Here is a 16826-nt window from a genome sequence, read left to right as displayed (position 1 = left end):
TCGCCAGCACACGAGAAGAATTCGAATCTCCAGGATTTCGGGGTGAACTCGATGCGCTATTGGGTGGCGAGCCACTGAAGATCTGATCGGCGTGACGCGAATCCTGTTCTTCGACGACCGCTCTTGCGATGCTGACCGAGTGACACCCGGGCGGCCTCGAAAGGCAGACGCATGACCATCCTCGATCCCCCCGCAGTCGATGCTGAGAGCCTCGGAGTCTACGACTCGATCACCGACGCCATCGGCAACACCCCCCTCGTCCGGTTGAACCGGGTAACCGGAAGCATTTCCGCGACGGTGTATGCCAAGCTCGAGTTCCTCAACCCCGGCGGAAGTGTGAAGGATCGCGCCGCCCTCGCCATGATCCACGCGGCTGAGGAATCCGGGGAACTCCTGCCCGGAGGCACCGTCGTGGAAGGCACCTCGGGCAATACCGGAGTCGGGCTGACGTTGGTCGCCGCCGCTCGGGGATACCGTTCCGTAGTCGTGGTACCGGACAAGACGAGCGTCGAGAAGATCGCGTTGCTGCGGGCACACGGGGCGCAGGTGCATGTGACACCGGGCGGCCGGCCCAGCCATCATCCCGAGTTCGTACGCAACGTGGCCACTCGACTCGCGGCGGAGATTCCCGGCGGCTGGCTCGCCGGCCAGTACGACAACCCGGCCAATCCCGACGCGCACCGCACCACGACCGGACCGGAGATCTGGCGTCAGACCCAGGGCCGAGTCACTCATTTCGTCGCCGGTGTCGGAACCGGTGGGACCATCACGGGGACGGGGGAGTTCCTGACGAAGATCTCCGGCGGGGCCGTGCAGATCATCGGTGCGGATCCCGAGACCTCCGTATACGGCGGGGGAGACGGACAGGCCTGGTACATCGAATCCGTGGGGCATTTCCTGCACCCGCAGACCGTGCACGACGAGTGGCCGGATTCCTATCACCCGGACGTCGTCGATCGACTCGAGCGGATCCCGGACATCGAGGCGCTCACGGTGCTGCACCGCCTCGCCCGGGAGGAAGGCCTCCTCGTCGGAGGTTCCGCCGGTACAGCGGTCGCCGCCGCCCTGCGGGTCGCGCGGACCCTCGGTCCGGACGACGTCGTGGTCGTGATCGTCCCGGACTCGGGCCGGGCCTACCTGTCGAAGTACTTCGACAACGAGTGGCTGGGACGGCTGGGCTTCCCGCTCTACCACGCAGCGACCGGACCCGTTGTGGGTGACGCACTGGGCGGCCGGGGGAGCGCACCCCGGGCAGTGCCGTCCACCGCAACCGTCGCGGAGGCGCGTGACGTGCTCGCCGACACCCCGGTGCTACCCGTCGCGCTGGCGCGCCCGGTCACCGGTCCGGTCGTGGTCGCGGAGATCCTGGGGTTCGTCGGTGCCGCGGCGCTGTCAGACGCTCCGGACGACGACCCGGTCGGCGTGCACGTCGATCAGCCGTTGCCCGTCGTGGGAGTCACCGAAGAGCTGACGGTGGCCGTGCGACGAATCCGGGGGCACCGGGGGCCGGTCGTCGTGTCCGAGAACGGGCGAGCCGTGGCGTTGGTCGACGCCGACGTCGTCCGCACCTCGTCTGTTACGTGGAGTGCGGCGATCCGTCACCCTTCACCGAATACCTTCTCGAAGCAATTCGAGAAGGGCAAGATCTCGTACGGGGAGAAGATCGGAATCCGCGAGTAGCCACTCTTCTCGTACAACCTGACCGCGTCGGGTTGCCGGTCGCCGGTCTGGAGAATCAGGCGGGGGCGCCCCGCCTTCCTGGCGGCATCCTCGACTGCGCTCAACAACGCTGTCGACACGCCGGTTCCGCGATGCTCCACTGTGACGAACATCCGTTTCAACTCGAGGTCGTCGCCGTTCCACCGGAGTGCGGCGTGACCGACCGCTTCTCGTTTGCCGGTCGTCACCTCGGCGGTGTACACCACCACTGTGACGAAAACGGATGTCGGGTCAACCGCATTGGTGGCGGCCCGGTCTGCAGTCGATACTCGGTCGGAGTATCGCGGCCCCACTTCGTCGGCCATGGCCGCTCGCAATGCCTCCGCGTCGGGATCGAACCAAGACACCTCGCTGACGTGAAGTGTCGAGAATGCTAGTTCAGAGGGCATTCACATTCTCCGTCGATGAAAACGCAATTTCGGTTGATGATTCACCGTCTTCATCCATGCTTCGAGGGTTGAAATCATCTTGACGCCAATGGTGTCCAAGGAAGGGGCATCGATGAAGGTGCAAGGTGCACTGGGCATTTCCGATCGGGAGGAATTTATGTCCCGTTGCGTCGAACTGTGGCACGTCAGGTCCTGTTTCTCTCCATGGGGGACTGAACGCGGGGACGTGCACGGTGGCAACCGGGGTTAGTCTCGCGATGTCCGGATGCTGGTCACGTCGTCCGGTCGGGTGCATCCCTCGGGCGAAAGTAGGGAAGTGACGCAATGGCTTCGTGACGAAGGTCGCCAGTGGCGAGGCCTGGGCACGTGACCCGCGCACCGCTCACAGCGGGGACCGAGCGGTGGCGACGCCGCGCAGCTCCGTGCGCGGCCGCTGCTCTTCGTCCTGGTCATCATCACCATCGAACAGGAATCACCATCCCATGAGTCTCGAATTCCTCTGGTACATCCCGAATCAGGTCACCCCGGGACACCGCGGCGACGCCGTCACGGTCGACCACAACAGCCTGGACACCCTCACGGCGCAGGCGAAGGCCCTCGAGGAACACGGCTGGAAAGGGGCATTGATCGGCACCGGCTGGGGTCGGCCCGACACACTCACCGTCGCCGCCGCCCTTGCGGCCAGGACGGCGACGTTCGAGCCGCTCATCGCGATCCGACCCGGCTACTGGCGACCGGCTCACTTCGCCTCCGCTGTCGCTACTCTCGACCACCTGACCGGTGGCCGGGTCCGGATCAACATCGTGTCGGGGAAGGACAACCTCGGAGCGTACGGCGAACACGAGAGCGACCAGGCTCACCGTTACGCCCGCACCAAGGAGTTCCTCCAGCTCGTCCGCAAGCTGTGGACGGAGGAGAACGTCACCTTCCGGGGTGAGCATTTCCAGGTCACCGATTCCACGGTGCTGCCCCGGATCTCGCCACACGGAGGCCGGCTCCACCCGAAGCTCTACTTCGGTGGCGCGTCCGAAGCCGCCGAGCATGTTGCGGCGACCGAGGCCGATGTACAGCTCTTCTGGGGAGAGCCGCTCGTGGGTGTGCAGGAGCGCATCGAGCGGTTGCGGTCACTGAGTGAGGAACTCGGCCGAGAGCATGCGCCGCTCGAGTTCGGCCTGCGGATCACCACCTTCGTCCGGGACACGACCGGGCAGGCATGGGCCGAGGCAGAGGCGAAGGTAGCGGAGATGGCGAAGAACCAGGGTGCGCCGCCGCAGGACCCGCATCGCCCGACAGCCGTGGGACAACAGCGACTCCTCGACCTGGCTACCCGTGGCGACGTGCTCGACGACAACCTGTACACCGCACCCGGGAAGGTCGGTGGCGGCGGCGCCGGCACCACCTGGCTCGTCGGCTCCCCGGAGGACGTCGCGAAGTCGCTGCGCAAGTACCAGGATCTCGGCATCACCCACTTCGTGCTCTCCGACACCCCGTATCTGCCGGAGATCGAGCGTCAGGGGAATCAGCTCCTGCCGTTGCTGCGCGAATGAGCCGGGGGAGCGCTACTTATGCTTCCCCGCAACAGCTTTGAACAAACGGTGACAGTCGCCCGCCCGCGCTGCCGGCGCGAGCGGGTGACTGGTTGTCATCGGCTGGTGGCTCTGTCACACAACGAATCCCGGCGGACGACGCACGCCGGAATATTCTCGGCGGTCAGAGCCCGAGTCCGGTCCCGTGCACACCGTGTTCCTCGATGAGCGCGAGTTCTTCGTCGGTGAGCGCCGGAAAATTCAGGGCCGCGATGTTGTGGTCGAGTTGCTCGGTCGAACTCGCTCCGATCAGCGCCGAGGTGACCTCCGGCCGCCGCAGTACCCACTGCAGCGCGAGTTGCGCGAGTGACTGGCCGCGTGCCTCGGCGATCTTGTTGAGCTCGGCGGTGCGCTGTCGGTAGGTCTCGTCGATTACATCCGGCGTCAGGAACGTGCTGTTCTGTGCTCGTGCGCGCTCGGGAATCGTCTCCAGGTACTTGTCGGTCAGCAGACCCTGCGCCAGGGGTGAATACACGATCAGCCCGAATCCGTCCTGGCGGGCGGTGTCCAGCAATCCGTTTTGTTCGAGGCGACGGTCGTAGATCGAGTAGCGCGCCTGGTGAATGAGCAGCGGAACGCCGGCCTGGCGCAGCAGTTCGGCGGCTTCGTGGGTGCGATCGGGCAGGTAGTTGGAGATGCCGACGTAGAGCGCTTTGCCCTGCTCCACCGCGCTGACCAGCGCACCGACGGACTCTTCCAGCGGCGTGCTGAGGTCGGGGCTGTGATGGTAGAAGATATCGACGTAGTCGGTGCCGAGGTCGCGCAGAGTGTGGTCGAGCGAGGCGAGAATCGATTTGCGCGAGCCGCCCCTGAGATACGGGCTCGGACCGATCGGGTTGCCTGCCTTGGTCGACAGGATGAGCTCGTCCCGGTAAGCCGCGAGGTCTTTGGCGAGCACGGCGCCGAAGTTCTTCTGGGCTGCGCGATGCGGTGGACCGTAGCGGTCGGCGTTGTCGAAGTGGGTAATGCCCAGGTCGAACGCATGGAGGATGATTTCCCTCTGCGTCGCAAAAGCGTAGTCGCTACCGAACTTCTGCCACAGGCCGAACGAGAAGGCAGGCAGATCGAGACCGGAGTTTCCGGTGCGGTGGTACGGGACCTTCTCGTAGCGGTCCTCGGCAGCGGTGTAGGTGAGATCGAAGGGGCTAGCGGTCATGGGTGTCGTCTCTTCCGTTCTGGTCGGTGGCCGTGGCGCGGGCCGACGCGGCTCTCTCTGCGGCGCTCACCACTATCGAGGTGCAGCTACACGCCGACGTGGATCCATGCGAACACTGTCACCGAACGGTGACGGAATGGGAATCGTTCGGATCGCGCAGATTCAGTGGAAGGTCTCGAGCGGATCGACGAACCGTCCACCCCGGCAGCCTCCGTGCCGTCGACAGGTCTGCGGCGGGATCCGGTGCAGAAGTCGACCGGGCACGGCCGGTTACGGATTGGGGCACAAGACGCGGCATTATCTTGGTGTGGTGGGCGATGACGCTTGGGCCGGTTTGGCTGACCAATTTGCCGATGAGGCGTATGCCTCGGTGAAGGGACGCGTGCGCACCTATGTGCTGCACCAGCAGCTGCTGGAGCATTTGCCGGCGCCTCCAGCGTCTGTGCTCGACGTCGGCGGCGGCGCAGGTCATCAATCGTTCCCGCTGGCCCACGCCGGTTACGACGTGACGCTGCTAGACCCGTCGTCGGCGATGCTGGACAAAGCTCGACAGCGACTCCAGCAGTTGCCTGTTGAGGCGCAGCGACGGGTGACACTCGTGGAGGCCGACGGTGAGAACGCCGACGAGGCGGTGAACGGTCAACGCTTCGCCGCCGTGTTGTGTCATGGCGTGCTCGGATACCTGGAGCGGCCGGAGCCATTGGTCGAACAGCTGTGCCAGTGTACTGCTGCCGGCGGCGTCGTCTCGATCATGGCGGGCAACGCCAAGGCGATGGCAGTGCGCCCGGCCTTGGAACTGCGATGGGACGACGCTCTGGCATCGTTCGACACCAGGGGAGAGGTCGGGGTGCTGGGAGTGCCTACTCGAGCCGACACGGTGGAGGAACTCAGCGAGCTCCTGCGGAGCCGCGGCGTGGAACCCCTACGCTGGTACGGGGTGTGGCTGTTTGTCGATTGGCTCGATTTCAGTGGAGCCGAGTTGGACCCCAGCGATTCGAAGCAGGTGGCGGCGGCGGCCGCAGTCGAACTCAAGGCCAGCCGACGAGACCCCTACCGCCAACTCAGCCGCGTCTTTCATCTCGTGGGAAGAAAGGGTCCGAGCTGACCGGACACAGCATGGCCAGATCGTCACCATAGTGAATCGACGGTCTTCAGCGCTGCGCGATTCGTTGTTCGATCAGCGGTTGTCGTCCCCGGGGGACGACGCATCGAGGAACCGGTCGCGGTCGACGATCGCCCGGTCGATCTCACCCGACGCGACAACCTTCCCCGAGCTGTCGATCGCTCGCACGGTGAAGGTGAGCCGATGGCCGACAGCGGCGGCTGGGGGCTCGGCAGCGATCTCGACGCCGGCGCCGACCGGCGTGGGGCCGAGGTGCTCGATACGGACAGCGGTCCCGACCGTCGTCTGGCCCGCCCCGATGAACGGTGCGGCGCAGGCGATGGTGGCCGCCTCCATCCACGCAATCAGCCGTGGGGTCGCCAGTGCCGGAACGTCACCACTGCCCAATGCGGTCGCGGTATCGGACTCACCTACCTCGTAGCGCACCGCTCTACGGTACGCCAGACGCGGGCCGGCCATCTGGTCGACAATGCCGGATCGAGGTGCTTCGGGTTCGCCGGCTTGCTGGGTGGGATCGGCACTCTCGACGGGATCAATCTCCGAGGCGAAGTTCCAGTAATCGAGCAGGGGACGCCCGGGGCGGTCCTGTCACCCACATGTGATCAGCTATGTACCCATAGGACACTGGACCACAGGCGGAAAATCGACACCACGCCGGCATGCCGCCGCCCCTATCCCGACAACCCGATAAGGACAGCATGAACTACTTCGTTCCGCGAGGCGGCCTGCCGCCGCAAACCGACCTGACCACCGACCGCGCGGTCTTCACGGAGTCCTACGCGGTCCTGCCGCGTCGCACGATGAGCGATATCACCGCCAGTCTGCTGCCACACTGGAACGGAACCAGGGCGTGGGTGCTGGCGCGGCCGTTGTCGGGATTCGCGGAGACCTTCTCGCAGTACATCGTCGAGGTCTCGTCTGGTGGCGGTAGTGACCGTCCCGATGCTGATCCGGGCGCCGAGGCGGTGGTGTTCGTTGTCGACGGTGCGCTGACTCTCACACTCGACGGGGTCGAGCATGTGCTGGATGCGGGCGGCTACGCATTCCTCGCTCCCGGCGCCCGGTGGACCCTGCACAACCACGGTCCGGCCACCGGGACGTTCCATTGGATCCGCAAGACCTATCAGCAGGTCGACGGCATCGAGGTGCCCGAGTCCTTCGTGACCCGGGAGCGCGATGTCGTGGGCGTCGAGATGCCCGGCACGAACGGGGCGTGGAAGACCCAGCGGTTCGCCGATCCGAACGACATCCGCCACGACATGCACGTCAACATCGTGTCCTTCGAACCGGGAGGTGCGATTCCGTTCCCCGAGACGCATGTCATGGAACACGGCCTGTACATCCTCGAAGGCAAGGCGGTGTATCTGCTCAACAAGGATTGGGTCGAAGTGCAGGCGGGCGACTTCCTGTGGTTGCGCGCCTTCTGTCCCCAGGCGTGCTACGCGGGCGGGCCGAGTCGCTTCCGCTATCTGCTCTACAAAGACACCAACCGGCACGCCGGCCTCCAACTCTGACTCTCCTGAATCTGGTCATGATCCGGTGTGCTGCTGCCGTTGGCGCACGGGTGGCGGCCCACCGATCGTCTGTGCGCGGGGGTCAGTGCGGTCTGCTGGGAGCGTCGTGTTCGGTGCCGAGTCGTTCCTGGCTAGCGGCCCAGGAAGCGAGGAGCGTGAGGGCGTCGGCGGTGGGTGTGCCGGCGGCTGCGGTATAGATGTTGAGTTGCAGGCCGGGTTCGGAAGGCAGTTCGAGTGCTTCGAAGTCGAGGTCGAGTTGGCCGACGGCGGGGTGGTGCAGGCGCTTTCGGCCGCTGCGGTGGAAGCGGACGTCTTGTGATGCCCAGCGTTGGCGAAATAGTTCGCTTTGGGTGGACAGTTCCCCGACCAGTGCGATGAGTGCTTTGTCGTGGGGGTTGCGGCCTGCTTCGAGTCGGAGCATGGCGGCTGCGTCCCTGGCGATGGTGTCGTAGTCGACGAAGAAGTCTGCGGCTGCCTGGGGGTGGAGGTAGACGAATCGGGTGGTGTTGGCGGGGCGGCGGGGGTCGGCGAGCACGGGGGAGTAGAGGGCGCGCGCGAGGTCGTTCATCGCGATGATGTCGTGGCGGCCGTTGCGGACCCAGGCCGGTGCGTCCGTGATGGCATCGAGTACTTGCTGGATTGCCGGACGCACGGTCACCGGTGGAGTGCGGGGGCGGCGGGTGGTGCTTGCCTGTGCTTGCCGGGCGAGGGCGAAGAGGTGGTCGCGTTCGGCGTCGTCGAGTTGCAGGGCGACGACGAGGCCGTCGAGGACGCTGTCGGAGGCGCCGGCGAGGTTGCCGCGTTCCATGCGGACGTAGTAGTCGACCGAGACACCGGCGAGCATGGCGACCTCTTCGCGGCGCAGGCCTTTGACGCGGCGGTTACCGCCGTACACGGGTAGTCCGCTCTGCTCAGGGGTGATGCGTGCGCGCCGCGTGCTGAGGAACTCGCGGATTTCGGTGCGCAGGTCGGTCGAGCTCATGAGTCCACGGTAGGCAGCGATCGCCGGATGTGGGAGGTACTGGCAGTACCCGGAACGTCCGTGACTCCCCGCGCGGCCGGAATGGAGGTCAACTGGGTGGCATGAAAGCGACGTACATGTTCGGCGCGGGCGATGTCCGTGTCATCGATGTTCCTGATCACACCATCCAGTCGTCCACCGACGCTCTGGTTCGGATCGTGCGGGCCTGCGTGTGTGGCAGCGACCTGCACCCCTATCACTCCATGGAGGTCGATCCTGCGGGCAGATCGATGGGGCACGAGTTCATCGGTGTCGTCGAAGCAACCGGTTCGGATGTGAGGACGTTGCGTGTCGGTGACTTCGTCATTGCACCGTTCGCGGTGTCGTGTGGCACGTGCGCGTTCTGCGCTGCGGGTCTGCAGACCTCGTGTGTGCGTGGCGGGTTCTGGAATGACGCCTCGCTGGGTACGGCGGGTGGTCAGGCCGAGGCGGTCCGGGTGCCGCTGGCCGACGGCACGTTGGTAAAGGTGCCGGTGGGCGAGGACGCCGACGATGCGCTGCTCGACTCCTTGTTGACGTTGTCGGATGTGTACGGCACCGGCTGGCATGCCGCGATCCGCGGCGGCGTCGGCGAGGGCAGTGTGGTGACCGTGATCGGTGACGGGGCGGTCGGGTTGATGGCGGTGCTGTCGGCTCGCCAGCTCGGTGCCGAGCAGATCGTGTTGATGGGGCGGCACCAGGTGCGCACCGATCTCGGTCGCGAGTTCGGTGCGACCGATGTGGTTGCCGAGCGTGGTGAGGAGGGAATCGCGAAGGTTCGTGAGCTGACCGGCGGCCTGGGCAGCGCGATCGTCCTCGAGGCGGTCGGTCACCGGCCCGCCTACGATCAGGCTGTGGGCGTCGTCCGCGCGGGCGGAACGATCAGTCGTGTGGGGGTGCCCCAGTACGAGGACGCGCCGGTCGGGTTCGGGAGCCTGTTCGGGCCGAACGTCACCCTGACCGGTGGTCCGGCGCCGGTGCGCGCGTATATCGAGCAGCTGCTTCCGGCAGTCCTGGGCGGCATCGTGCAGCCGGGGAAGGTGTTCGACCGGACCGTCGGACTTGCTCAGACGCCGCAGGGCTATGCCGCGATGGATGCCCGCGACGCGCTCAAGGTCGCGGTCCGGCCGTGACAACCGCAGTTTCCGGTCGGGCCACGGCCGCGCCGATGATCCTGGTGGGCGCCGCATTGCGGGTTGGCTCCGCATACACCCGCCGCACGAGATCCGCGGCATGACAACTGCTCAGTGCGTCACTCCCCGCGCGTGCTGACCGATCCTAAGGTTGAATCATGACCATCCCCGAATTGACATTGAACAACGAAATCACGATGCCCGCATTGGGTTTCGGGGTGTACCAGACCCCGCCCGATGACACTGTTACTGCGGTCGAGGCGGCACTGGAGACCGGATACCGGCACATCGACACCGCCGCTGCCTATCAGAACGAACGCGAGGTCGGTGAAGCCATACGCCGTTCGGGCATCGATCGCTCGGCCATCTTCATCGAGACCAAGATCTGGATCACCGACTACGGCTACGACGCGACGCTGCATGCCTTCGACAAGAGCGCACGCAAACTCGGAATCGATCAGATCGACCTGCTGATACTGCACCAGGCTCTGCCCGGCGAGTTCACCCTCACCGTCGAGGCCTACAAGGCGCTCGAGACGCTGCTCGCGGATGGCCGCGTCCGCGCCATCGGTGTCAGCAACTTCATGTCCGGCCGCCTCGCGCGACTGCGGGACGAAACATCGGTGGTGCCGGCGGTCAACCAAATCGAGGTACATCCGTACTTCCGTCAATCCGACGTGCTCGCGGCCAACGCCGCACGAGGGATCGTGTCCCAAGCGTGGTCTCCGATCGGTGGCATCACCTTCTACCGCAACGGCTCCCACGGCTCCACACTCGACGATCCCACGATCAAGAACATCGCAGCGGCACACGGGAAGACGCCGGCCCAGACGATGCTGAGGTGGCACCTGCAGCAGGGCCGCCAGGTGATTCCGAAATCGGTCACCCCGTCGCGTATCACCGAGAACTTCGACGTCTTCGACTTCGAGCTCACCGCCGATCAGCTCACCGCGATCGACGCTCTCGACACCGGGGTGCGCGGCGGACCGGAACCTGACGACATCACCCGCGAGACATTCGGCCTCGAAATCCCGGAAGCCTGAGGAGTACCGCAATACAGATCGACCCCCATACCGCGAGCACGAAGAACTCCTACTTGCCGGTCTTTTCCCGGTGACGACAACCAGGCCAGCAGCATGGGCGGCGCTTGCCCTCAGCCAGTTCGGTATGCGTCCTCTTGATCCGACGCCGTCTCGTCTCATCGAGCTTGGCATCCTCGACCCAGCAGATCCACTCATTGCGTGCCAAGGGTGTGATGTCGTTCCACGCGGCCAGTGCCGGGCCGTTATCGACCAATGCCTGTCGTAGATCTGTTGGCACTCCATGCACCGTGCCGCTCGGGACCGTGGGCTTGCCCATGTTTCGACACTACCGACGGTCGCCCGGTATGGCGGGCGGTAGCCAAGCGCGGCGTGGTGTCGGTCCACCGGCAGGCCGCCTCCATCTGGCGGTCGCCGCATGCCGGCTTCGCCCACCTCTCGACGATGACCTGGCGAGTTACCGGGCCGTTTCCATCCAGGTGACCGGTAGTTCGTGGACACCATAGATGTTCATATCGGTTCTGAGTTTCACATCGTCGGCGGGGATGGCGAGTTCGAGAGTGGGGAAGCGGCGTAGCAGTCCGGCGAAACCGGCGCGCATCTCGATGCGGGCCAGTTGCTGGCCGAGGCATTGGTGGACGCCGTGACCGAAGGACAGGTGACCGCGGGCCTTGCGACGGATGTCGAGTGTGTCGGGGTCGTCGAATCGCTGGGGGTCGCGGTTGGCGGCCAGCAGTGAGACGACGACGGTCGATCCCTTGCGGATTGTTTCGCCGCCGAGTTCGATGTCTTCCGTGGCGTAGCGATAGAAGATGTCGGCAACGGCCAGGTAGCGCAGGAGTTCTTCGACGGCATCGGGTAGCAGGTCCGGGTCGGCGCGCAGCTCGGCTAGTTGCTCCGGGTGCTCCAGAAGCGCGAAGGTGCCCAGTGCCAGCATGTTGGCGGTGGTCTCGTGGCCCGCGAGTAGCAGCAGGAAGGCGGCACCGGTCAGCTCCTCGATGGTGAGGTCGTCATGGCGGGCCAGGTCGGAGAGTATGTCTTCGCCGGGGGCGGCGCGTTTGCTGGTGACGAGGTCGGAAAGGTACGTGGTCAGTGCAATGTACGCGGCCATCTTCTCGTCGAGCGGCTGGTCCTTGACCAGGAACTTGGCGGAGTTGACCTGGAAGTTCTCGCGGTCTGCGTAGGGGACACCGAGCAGTTCGCAGATCACCAGCGAGGGCACCGGCAGCGCGAACTCCTTGACCAGGTCGACCGGCGGGGTCAGGCGCGCCATCTCGTCCAGTTGCCGCTCGGCGATGTCGGTGATGTGGTCTTCGAGCTGCTTCATGCGTTTGACGGTGAAGGCGCCGGTGAGTTTGCGCCGCAGCCGGGTGTGGTCCGGCGGGTCCATGGCGATGAACAGGCCCGGGATTTGCGGGGACGGTTCGGTGGCGGCGGGCATGCCGGGGGTCTCGTAGGGCACGTGGAGAATGCCGATGTCCTGGCGGGAGCTGAGTCGGGTGTCGGCCATGAGCCGGCGGACCGCGTCGTAACCGGTGACGAGCCAGCCCTCGTGACCGTCGGGGAAGATCATGGGACTGACGGGGCGAGCTTCGCGCAGCCGGGTGATCTGTCGGGGCGGGTCGAAGGGGCCCGCATCGCGATCCATGGGGAGGCCGTGCTGGGTGGGAATCGTTCGACTCATCGGAATTCCTTTCGTGGCGGTAGTCGGGTTCCCCGGGTGTCGTGCGGGATACCGGACGGCCGGTGGTGTCAGCGTGAGTGGTGTCTGATGGCGGTTACCGGTCGAGGATCGTGATTGCCGCGGCGGGGCAGGTGTGGGCGGCTTGGCGGACTGACGTGTGTTGCGGGGGTGGTGGTGTGGGATCGAGCAGAAGCACCCGGCCGTCCTCGGTGTTCTGGTCGAATACCTCGGGAGCGGTCAGTACGCACATGCCGGCGCCGATGCAGCGGTCCTGGTCCACGTCGAGATGCATCGGTTGGTTCTCGAACGCGGGGCCGCCGAACGACTTTCGCAACCTGGTCACTTCAGTCGCCGGCTGAGATTGCTCGGTGGTCATGGTTTCCCTTTCTCCAGGGCCAGAAGGGGATCACGAACGGCGGATCGTGATGCCGCCGAACGAGGTGTGTGCGCGCACCTCGACGGTCTCGTCGGACGCCTCGGGCCGGGTGGTGTCGTCCAGCAGGTTGTGCACCTGCCCGAACTTGCTGTTCACCTGCAGCCGTGCGGCGGTGCCCTCGGCGATGCCGATCTCCAGGTCGCCCATCGCAGTCCCGAGCTCGACCGAGCCACGGGCCACCTCGCCGAGGCGGATGCTGCCGTTGGACGTCTTCGCCTCGACCCCCGCGCCGGCCCGGTCGACGGAGATGTCGCCGTTCGTCGAGCGCACCCGGACGTTGCCGGTGGCCGCGTCGATCATGGTGTCGCCGTTGGAGTTCTTGACGGCCACGGAGCCCTCTGTCGCTCCGATGCGAACCCTCCCGGAGCCGGTGTGGATCTCGGCGTTGCCCGCGACGCCGTCCGCGGTGACGTGACCGGCCGCGGTGTCCACACGCAGGGGGCCGCTCCGCTCGAGCCGGACGTTCCCGGCCGAGGTCTTGAACCTGCACTCCCCGAGTCGGCCGGTGCCGCTGAGGTCTCCCACCTGTACCTCGCCGGACACCTGCGAACCGCTGGGGAGGTTGATGGACACCTCCACCGACCTGGTCTTGTGGGAGAAGTCGAAAACGCGCGCTTTGGGCCCCGAGACCTGGAGCACGCCGTTCGCGTAGTCGACGCGGACCCGCTGGGCGGCGTGCACGTCCGACTCATCGGATTCGTCGCTCGGGCGGACATCGACGGTGGTGTCGGTGCGGTCGCTCGCGGTGACCTGCACATTGCCGACGCCGAGCTCGAGCGTGACGGAAATCGGTTCGGGTGTATCGAAATTGGGCATGACTGTCCCCTTCTGATGGGTGGGCGAGACATCCCCGCAGGTCGGGGACGCGGTGTGGTGGGAGGCGGTGCGGCTACCGCACCCGGCGGGTGAGGCGCCGCGTCGTCTGTTTGACGCGCTGGGTCGTCCGGATCCCCGACTCGAGTGACCCGGTCAGGTGCTCGACCAACGTGCAGGGCGCGTCGTCGCCGCCGGCTTCGGCGTGTGTGGCGAACTCGCGTCCATGGTTGCTCACGTACGAGGTCAAGTCCATGGCACCAATATGGCACCAAGATGGCACCAGCGCAAGCCATGATGGCTCAATCGGGGCATCATGCAGCACCCGTCTCGTTCTTCTCGCAGGAAAATTTCTGGTCAGGATCGCGTGCGGTGAAGGGCGCCGGGACGATCGGTGATGCCTTCAGGTATCGGTGAAATCGGCCTAATCACCGCCGCTCCCGCATGCCCGCTTGAATCGGCTATCCGCTGGTTGCGGCGCAACAGGTCCGTGGCCCGGGCTGCGACCGGGGCGTCGACGAAGTCTCATCCGGCATGCGCAGTGCGGCGTGCCCTGCTGCTTCGAACGAGTAAGACACGCCGCGCCCAGTCGAGTTGGTCGGGAGAGGGGGTGAAAACCCGGTGGATCGCCTGCAGCTGGGCGGGGTGGATCTCCGACATCCCGACGAATCCGAGGCCCCACGAATGTTCGGCTTCGGCCGTGAGGAGGCCGTCGTCGTCGAGTTGTGCGACCACGCTGTCGATCGGCGGCGGCAGTCCGGCCGCGCGGGCGGCGCGCACGATGAGAGCGGGCATGCGTGCTTCTTGCAAATAAACCTCCTTGTCACGCGCGTTTACGAGCACGTAACCCACGGCATGGTTTCCTGCCATTATCTTCAGTTTCATCGCATGGTGATCGACGTAGCGATTGCACAATCCCATCCCCAGGAGGACCCCAATGACCGTTGTCGATTCCAGTGCGATCGGACGGACCGTCGCACCGTTCCGCGTCACCGCAGATTTCTGGAAGTCTCTGCCGCAGATGCCGGTTGCGGAGTACCCGGGCACCGAAGGCTTCATCGACGACGTGTACGCAAACCCGGACGGGTCCGAGATGTCGGCAGGCTACTTCGAACTCCGGCGCACGGACAATCCCCTCGATTACCTCTACGAGTACGACGAAATGAAGGTTGTGCTCGAGGGCGAGTTCGTTCTCGAGAATCTCGACACCGGACAGAAGGAGGTCGCCAAGGCGAAGGACGCGATCTTCTTGCCGAAGGGATCGCGGATCCGATTCACCACCCCTGACGGTGCGTTGGCGTACTACGTCGGTCACCGCTCCTTCGCGCCGTAATCGGCGATGGCAGTGACCACGGCGTCCTCTACCCGGTGGTGGCGGTGGGTGCTGCCGTGACGTCGGGTGTTCAGCGCGCACTGTCACACTGTCACTACCGCCGCCGTGATCGACGACGAATTCCGTTGTGGCGGTTCCCGAGCAACCCTGATCGTCTACCACCACTTCTCCCGCCGTCACCATGCCAATCATGGCTATCGAGCAGATTCGGAGGATCTGACGTGACCGAAGCAGTCGAGACCGCGACAACCAGCGCCGTGGTACAGAGCGACCTTTCCGTCGAAGTTGCCGACACTTCGATGCTCTGCGAGGACATCCGTCAGGTCGTCCTGGCGCCAGTCGGTGGCGGAACGTTGCCGTCGTTCACCCCGGGCAGTCACATCGCGGTCACCTGGAAGCCGGGAACACGCAATTCCTACTCCCTGACAGGCCCGGCGATCGAACCGGACCACTACTCGATCTCTGTTCGACTGGACCGGGCCGGCGCCGGCGGGTCGCGGTGGGTCCACAACCTCGCCGTCGGCGACCAGGTGACCACGTCCCGCCCGCGCAGTGCGTTCGCTCCCATTCCGAACGCACGCCACCACGTCCTCGTCGCCGGCGGCATCGGGGTCACCCCGATCCTGTCGCACGTGCGTGCGGCAGTGCAGTGGCGTCGCTCGTTCGAGGTGATCTATTCCTTCCGCTCCGGCTTCGGCGCACACGTCGAGGACCTGATCGAACTATGCGGGGACCGGTTGACGATGGTGGAGACCCCGGAACAGTTCTGGGACCACGTGACACCGACTTTGACGCGGCAGCCGATCGGCACCCACCTCTACACCTGCGGACCGGCGCAAATGATCGACGCCGTCACCGAAGCTGCGCTCGCCGAGGGCTGGCCACTCCAGCGTGTGCACTCAGAGCCGTTCTCCTCCGGCATCTCCGCTGGGGGTGAACCCTTCACCGCGACCCTGGGCCGCACCGGTACCGCCGTGACTGTCGGACCCGACGCCAGCTTGCTCGACGCGCTGCTGGACAACGGCTTCGACGTGCCGAACCTGTGCCGGCAGGGCGTGTGCGGGGAATGCAAGCTCCCGGTGCGCGGCGGACGGATCGAGCACCGCGACATCTATCTCACCGATGAGGAGAAGTCCACGGGTGACGTGATGATGCCGTGTGTGTCCCGGGCAGCTGGCGCGGATCTGGAGCTGGACCTGTGACCTCCACGGCATCAGACACCGCAACCGAAGACCTCATGCATTCCCCATCCGCGCTTCCCCGCGAACAGTACCGGCAGTGCCGCCCGGGAATGGCATGGCTTCGTGAACACGGCGGCGTCACCGGCTGACCACCTCGAATACCAAACCACCGGGCCTGTTCCTCAACGACTCTCAGAGGGAAATGTCATGACAAGCATCGACGACTCCGACATCGCCACCGCGCAGGTCGGTATTACCGCGGCCAGCATGGACCTATCTGGCCGCCAGTACCTCCTGATCGCGATCGGTGATGACCCCAGTGCCACCGCCAAGGTCGAAAAGTGGGCGCGGGATCTCGACTCCGCGCACCGGGCAGTGGCGTTGCACAGCCTCCCCGACGGTGCGGGTGTCGCCGACCTGATCGACACCAGCACAGTCGGGGTCCGCATCATGGTCGCCGGGGCGGAGTACGAGGTGATGCAGGCTGTTGCGGTAGCGCGCGAGGCGGGAATTCTGCCGTGCGAGTTGTTCATCCACATCTCACACGTGGACGTGATCAACGTCTTCTGCCCGCACTGCGACACCGCCACCCGGGCCACCGCGCGCCCAGACCACACCATTGAGTGCTCGGGCTGCGCCCGCGACCTCCTCGTGCGCCCGCACACCTCCTCGCATCGTGCGATGTATCTGGCATCGGTTGCCTGACGACCGACTGGAGA

19 protein-coding genes are annotated in these 16826 nt (G+C 65.6%); 9 read left to right on the top strand and 10 right to left on the bottom strand.

The features are described from left to right. Nucleotides 1–171: 171 nt before the first annotated feature. Complete coding sequence (locus WKC72_RS25570) at nucleotides 172–1680, top strand: PLP-dependent cysteine synthase family protein (RefSeq protein WP_370180073.1); 1509 nt, start codon at nucleotides 172–174, stop codon at nucleotides 1678–1680. On the opposite strand, the gene WKC72_RS25565 is transcribed toward WKC72_RS25570, so the two are convergent. Beyond that, nucleotides 1599–2108: a GNAT family N-acetyltransferase gene (locus tag WKC72_RS25565; RefSeq protein WP_370180071.1), complete on the bottom strand. Its 510-nt coding sequence runs from the start codon at nucleotides 2106–2108 to the stop codon at nucleotides 1599–1601. The two genes, WKC72_RS25570 and WKC72_RS25565, sit on opposite strands and share 82 nt — an antisense overlap. Before the next feature lie 482 nt (nucleotides 2109–2590). On the opposite strand from WKC72_RS25565, the gene WKC72_RS25560 reads away from it, so the two are divergent. Continuing rightward, the gene (locus tag WKC72_RS25560) at nucleotides 2591–3655 is read left to right on the top strand and encodes an LLM class flavin-dependent oxidoreductase (RefSeq protein WP_370180069.1); all 1065 of its coding nucleotides are present in this window, start codon (nucleotides 2591–2593) and stop codon (nucleotides 3653–3655) included. Between the two features lie 163 nt (nucleotides 3656–3818). On the opposite strand, the gene WKC72_RS25555 is transcribed toward WKC72_RS25560, so the two are convergent. Further along, nucleotides 3819–4850 carry an aldo/keto reductase gene (locus WKC72_RS25555; protein ID WP_370180067.1) on the bottom strand — a complete coding sequence of 344 codons (1032 nt, stop codon included), beginning with the start codon at nucleotides 4848–4850 and terminating at the stop codon, nucleotides 3819–3821. Between the two features lie 310 nt (nucleotides 4851–5160). Here WKC72_RS25555 and WKC72_RS25550 point away from each other — a divergent pair, with 310 nt between their 5' ends. After that, complete coding sequence (locus tag WKC72_RS25550; RefSeq protein WP_370180065.1) at nucleotides 5161–5955, top strand: class I SAM-dependent methyltransferase; 795 nt, start codon at nucleotides 5161–5163, stop codon at nucleotides 5953–5955. Between the two features lie 72 nt (nucleotides 5956–6027). Here WKC72_RS25550 and WKC72_RS25545 read toward each other — a convergent pair whose 3' ends face one another. Further along, nucleotides 6028–6399: a thioesterase family protein gene (locus WKC72_RS25545; RefSeq protein ID WP_370184500.1), complete on the bottom strand. Its 372-nt coding sequence runs from the start codon at nucleotides 6397–6399 to the stop codon at nucleotides 6028–6030. Nucleotides 6400–6671: 272 nt separating this feature from the next. Here WKC72_RS25545 and WKC72_RS25540 point away from each other — a divergent pair, with 272 nt between their 5' ends. Next, nucleotides 6672–7487 carry a bifunctional allantoicase/(S)-ureidoglycine aminohydrolase gene (locus tag WKC72_RS25540; protein ID WP_370180063.1) on the top strand — a complete coding sequence of 272 codons (816 nt, stop codon included), beginning with the start codon at nucleotides 6672–6674 and terminating at the stop codon, nucleotides 7485–7487. An 82-nt stretch (nucleotides 7488–7569) separates the two neighbouring features. On the opposite strand, the gene WKC72_RS25535 is transcribed toward WKC72_RS25540, so the two are convergent. Continuing rightward, nucleotides 7570–8469 (bottom strand): helix-turn-helix transcriptional regulator, encoded by a 900-nt coding sequence (locus WKC72_RS25535; RefSeq protein ID WP_370180061.1) that lies wholly within the window; start codon nucleotides 8467–8469, stop codon nucleotides 7570–7572. Nucleotides 8470–8570: 101 nt separating this feature from the next. Here WKC72_RS25535 and WKC72_RS25530 point away from each other — a divergent pair, with 101 nt between their 5' ends. Next, on the top strand, nucleotides 8571–9620 hold the full coding sequence (locus WKC72_RS25530) for an alcohol dehydrogenase catalytic domain-containing protein (RefSeq protein ID WP_370180059.1): 1050 nt from the start codon (nucleotides 8571–8573) through the stop codon (nucleotides 9618–9620). Between the two features lie 158 nt (nucleotides 9621–9778). Further along, a complete protein-coding gene (locus WKC72_RS25525) occupies nucleotides 9779–10663 on the top strand; it encodes an aldo/keto reductase (RefSeq protein WP_370180057.1) in 885 nt (294 codons plus the stop codon). Nucleotides 10664–10712: 49 nt separating this feature from the next. Here WKC72_RS25525 and WKC72_RS25520 read toward each other — a convergent pair whose 3' ends face one another. The 6 genes from WKC72_RS25520 to WKC72_RS25495 all read right to left on the bottom strand — a co-directional run bounded on the left by WKC72_RS25520 (nucleotide 10713) and on the right by WKC72_RS25495 (nucleotide 14388). Next, entirely contained in the window at nucleotides 10713–10979 is a 267-nt protein-coding gene (locus WKC72_RS25520) for a YdeI/OmpD-associated family protein (RefSeq protein WP_128638760.1), read from the bottom strand. Nucleotides 10980–11117: 138 nt separating this feature from the next. Next, the gene (locus tag WKC72_RS25515; RefSeq protein WP_037227743.1) at nucleotides 11118–12344 is read right to left on the bottom strand and encodes a cytochrome P450; all 1227 of its coding nucleotides are present in this window, start codon (nucleotides 12342–12344) and stop codon (nucleotides 11118–11120) included. A gap of 94 nt (nucleotides 12345–12438) precedes the next feature. Continuing rightward, nucleotides 12439–12687 (bottom strand): ferredoxin, encoded by a 249-nt coding sequence (locus WKC72_RS25510; protein WP_327205254.1) that lies wholly within the window; start codon nucleotides 12685–12687, stop codon nucleotides 12439–12441. A gap of 63 nt (nucleotides 12688–12750) precedes the next feature. Next, a complete protein-coding gene (locus tag WKC72_RS25505) occupies nucleotides 12751–13596 on the bottom strand; it encodes a DUF4097 family beta strand repeat-containing protein (protein ID WP_128638759.1) in 846 nt (281 codons plus the stop codon). A gap of 73 nt (nucleotides 13597–13669) precedes the next feature. Continuing rightward, nucleotides 13670–13849 carry a hypothetical protein gene (locus WKC72_RS25500; RefSeq protein ID WP_112302309.1) on the bottom strand — a complete coding sequence of 60 codons (180 nt, stop codon included), beginning with the start codon at nucleotides 13847–13849 and terminating at the stop codon, nucleotides 13670–13672. Between the two features lie 269 nt (nucleotides 13850–14118). After that, nucleotides 14119–14388 carry a hypothetical protein gene (locus tag WKC72_RS25495; protein ID WP_235214442.1) on the bottom strand — a complete coding sequence of 90 codons (270 nt, stop codon included), beginning with the start codon at nucleotides 14386–14388 and terminating at the stop codon, nucleotides 14119–14121. Between the two features lie 142 nt (nucleotides 14389–14530). On the opposite strand from WKC72_RS25495, the gene WKC72_RS25490 reads away from it, so the two are divergent. The 3 genes from WKC72_RS25490 to WKC72_RS25480 all read left to right on the top strand — a co-directional run bounded on the left by WKC72_RS25490 (nucleotide 14531) and on the right by WKC72_RS25480 (nucleotide 16812). Beyond that, on the top strand, nucleotides 14531–14926 hold the full coding sequence (locus WKC72_RS25490; RefSeq protein ID WP_037227739.1) for an ethanolamine utilization protein: 396 nt from the start codon (nucleotides 14531–14533) through the stop codon (nucleotides 14924–14926). A gap of 221 nt (nucleotides 14927–15147) precedes the next feature. Then, on the top strand, nucleotides 15148–16128 hold the full coding sequence (locus WKC72_RS25485; RefSeq protein WP_370180050.1) for a 2Fe-2S iron-sulfur cluster-binding protein: 981 nt from the start codon (nucleotides 15148–15150) through the stop codon (nucleotides 16126–16128). A 186-nt stretch (nucleotides 16129–16314) separates the two neighbouring features. Further along, nucleotides 16315–16812: a dimethylamine monooxygenase subunit DmmA family protein gene (locus WKC72_RS25480; RefSeq protein ID WP_037227735.1), complete on the top strand. Its 498-nt coding sequence runs from the start codon at nucleotides 16315–16317 to the stop codon at nucleotides 16810–16812. The last annotated feature ends 14 nt before the right edge of the window (nucleotides 16813–16826 follow it).

The sequence above is a fragment of the Rhodococcus wratislaviensis genome, assembly GCF_041228765.1.
Classification (GTDB): Bacteria; Actinomycetota; Actinomycetes; order Mycobacteriales; family Mycobacteriaceae; genus Rhodococcus_F; species Rhodococcus_F wratislaviensis.
The sequence above is the reverse complement of the archived record's forward strand: the minus strand, read 5'-3'. Positions and strand labels throughout refer to the sequence as shown.

Bases quoted from the DNA above. Each gene is read 5' to 3' on its own strand.
- WKC72_RS25505 (WP_128638759.1), bottom strand. From the start codon at position 13,596: ATGCCCAATTTCGATACACCCGAACCGATTTCCGTCACGCTCGAGCTC.
- WKC72_RS25515 (WP_037227743.1), bottom strand. From the start codon at position 12,344: ATGAGTCGAACGATTCCCACCCAGCACGGCCTCCCCATGGATCGCGAT.
- WKC72_RS25540 (WP_370180063.1), top strand. From the start codon at position 6,672: ATGAACTACTTCGTTCCGCGAGGCGGCCTGCCGCCGCAAACCGACCTG.
- WKC72_RS25555 (WP_370180067.1), bottom strand. From the start codon at position 4,850: ATGACCGCTAGCCCCTTCGATCTCACCTACACCGCTGCCGAGGACCGC.
- WKC72_RS25495 (WP_235214442.1), bottom strand. From the start codon at position 14,388: ATGCCCGCTCTCATCGTGCGCGCCGCCCGCGCGGCCGGACTGCCGCCG.
- WKC72_RS25570 (WP_370180073.1), top strand. From the start codon at position 172: ATGACCATCCTCGATCCCCCCGCAGTCGATGCTGAGAGCCTCGGAGTC.
- WKC72_RS25530 (WP_370180059.1), top strand. From the start codon at position 8,571: ATGAAAGCGACGTACATGTTCGGCGCGGGCGATGTCCGTGTCATCGAT.
- WKC72_RS25560 (WP_370180069.1), top strand. From the start codon at position 2,591: ATGAGTCTCGAATTCCTCTGGTACATCCCGAATCAGGTCACCCCGGGA.
- WKC72_RS25520 (WP_128638760.1), bottom strand. From the start codon at position 10,979: ATGGGCAAGCCCACGGTCCCGAGCGGCACGGTGCATGGAGTGCCAACA.
- WKC72_RS25490 (WP_037227739.1), top strand. From the start codon at position 14,531: ATGACCGTTGTCGATTCCAGTGCGATCGGACGGACCGTCGCACCGTTC.
- WKC72_RS25525 (WP_370180057.1), top strand. From the start codon at position 9,779: ATGACCATCCCCGAATTGACATTGAACAACGAAATCACGATGCCCGCA.
- WKC72_RS25500 (WP_112302309.1), bottom strand. From the start codon at position 13,849: ATGGACTTGACCTCGTACGTGAGCAACCATGGACGCGAGTTCGCCACA.
- WKC72_RS25480 (WP_037227735.1), top strand. From the start codon at position 16,315: ATGACAAGCATCGACGACTCCGACATCGCCACCGCGCAGGTCGGTATT.
- WKC72_RS25535 (WP_370180061.1), bottom strand. From the start codon at position 8,469: ATGAGCTCGACCGACCTGCGCACCGAAATCCGCGAGTTCCTCAGCACG.
- WKC72_RS25565 (WP_370180071.1), bottom strand. From the start codon at position 2,108: ATGCCCTCTGAACTAGCATTCTCGACACTTCACGTCAGCGAGGTGTCT.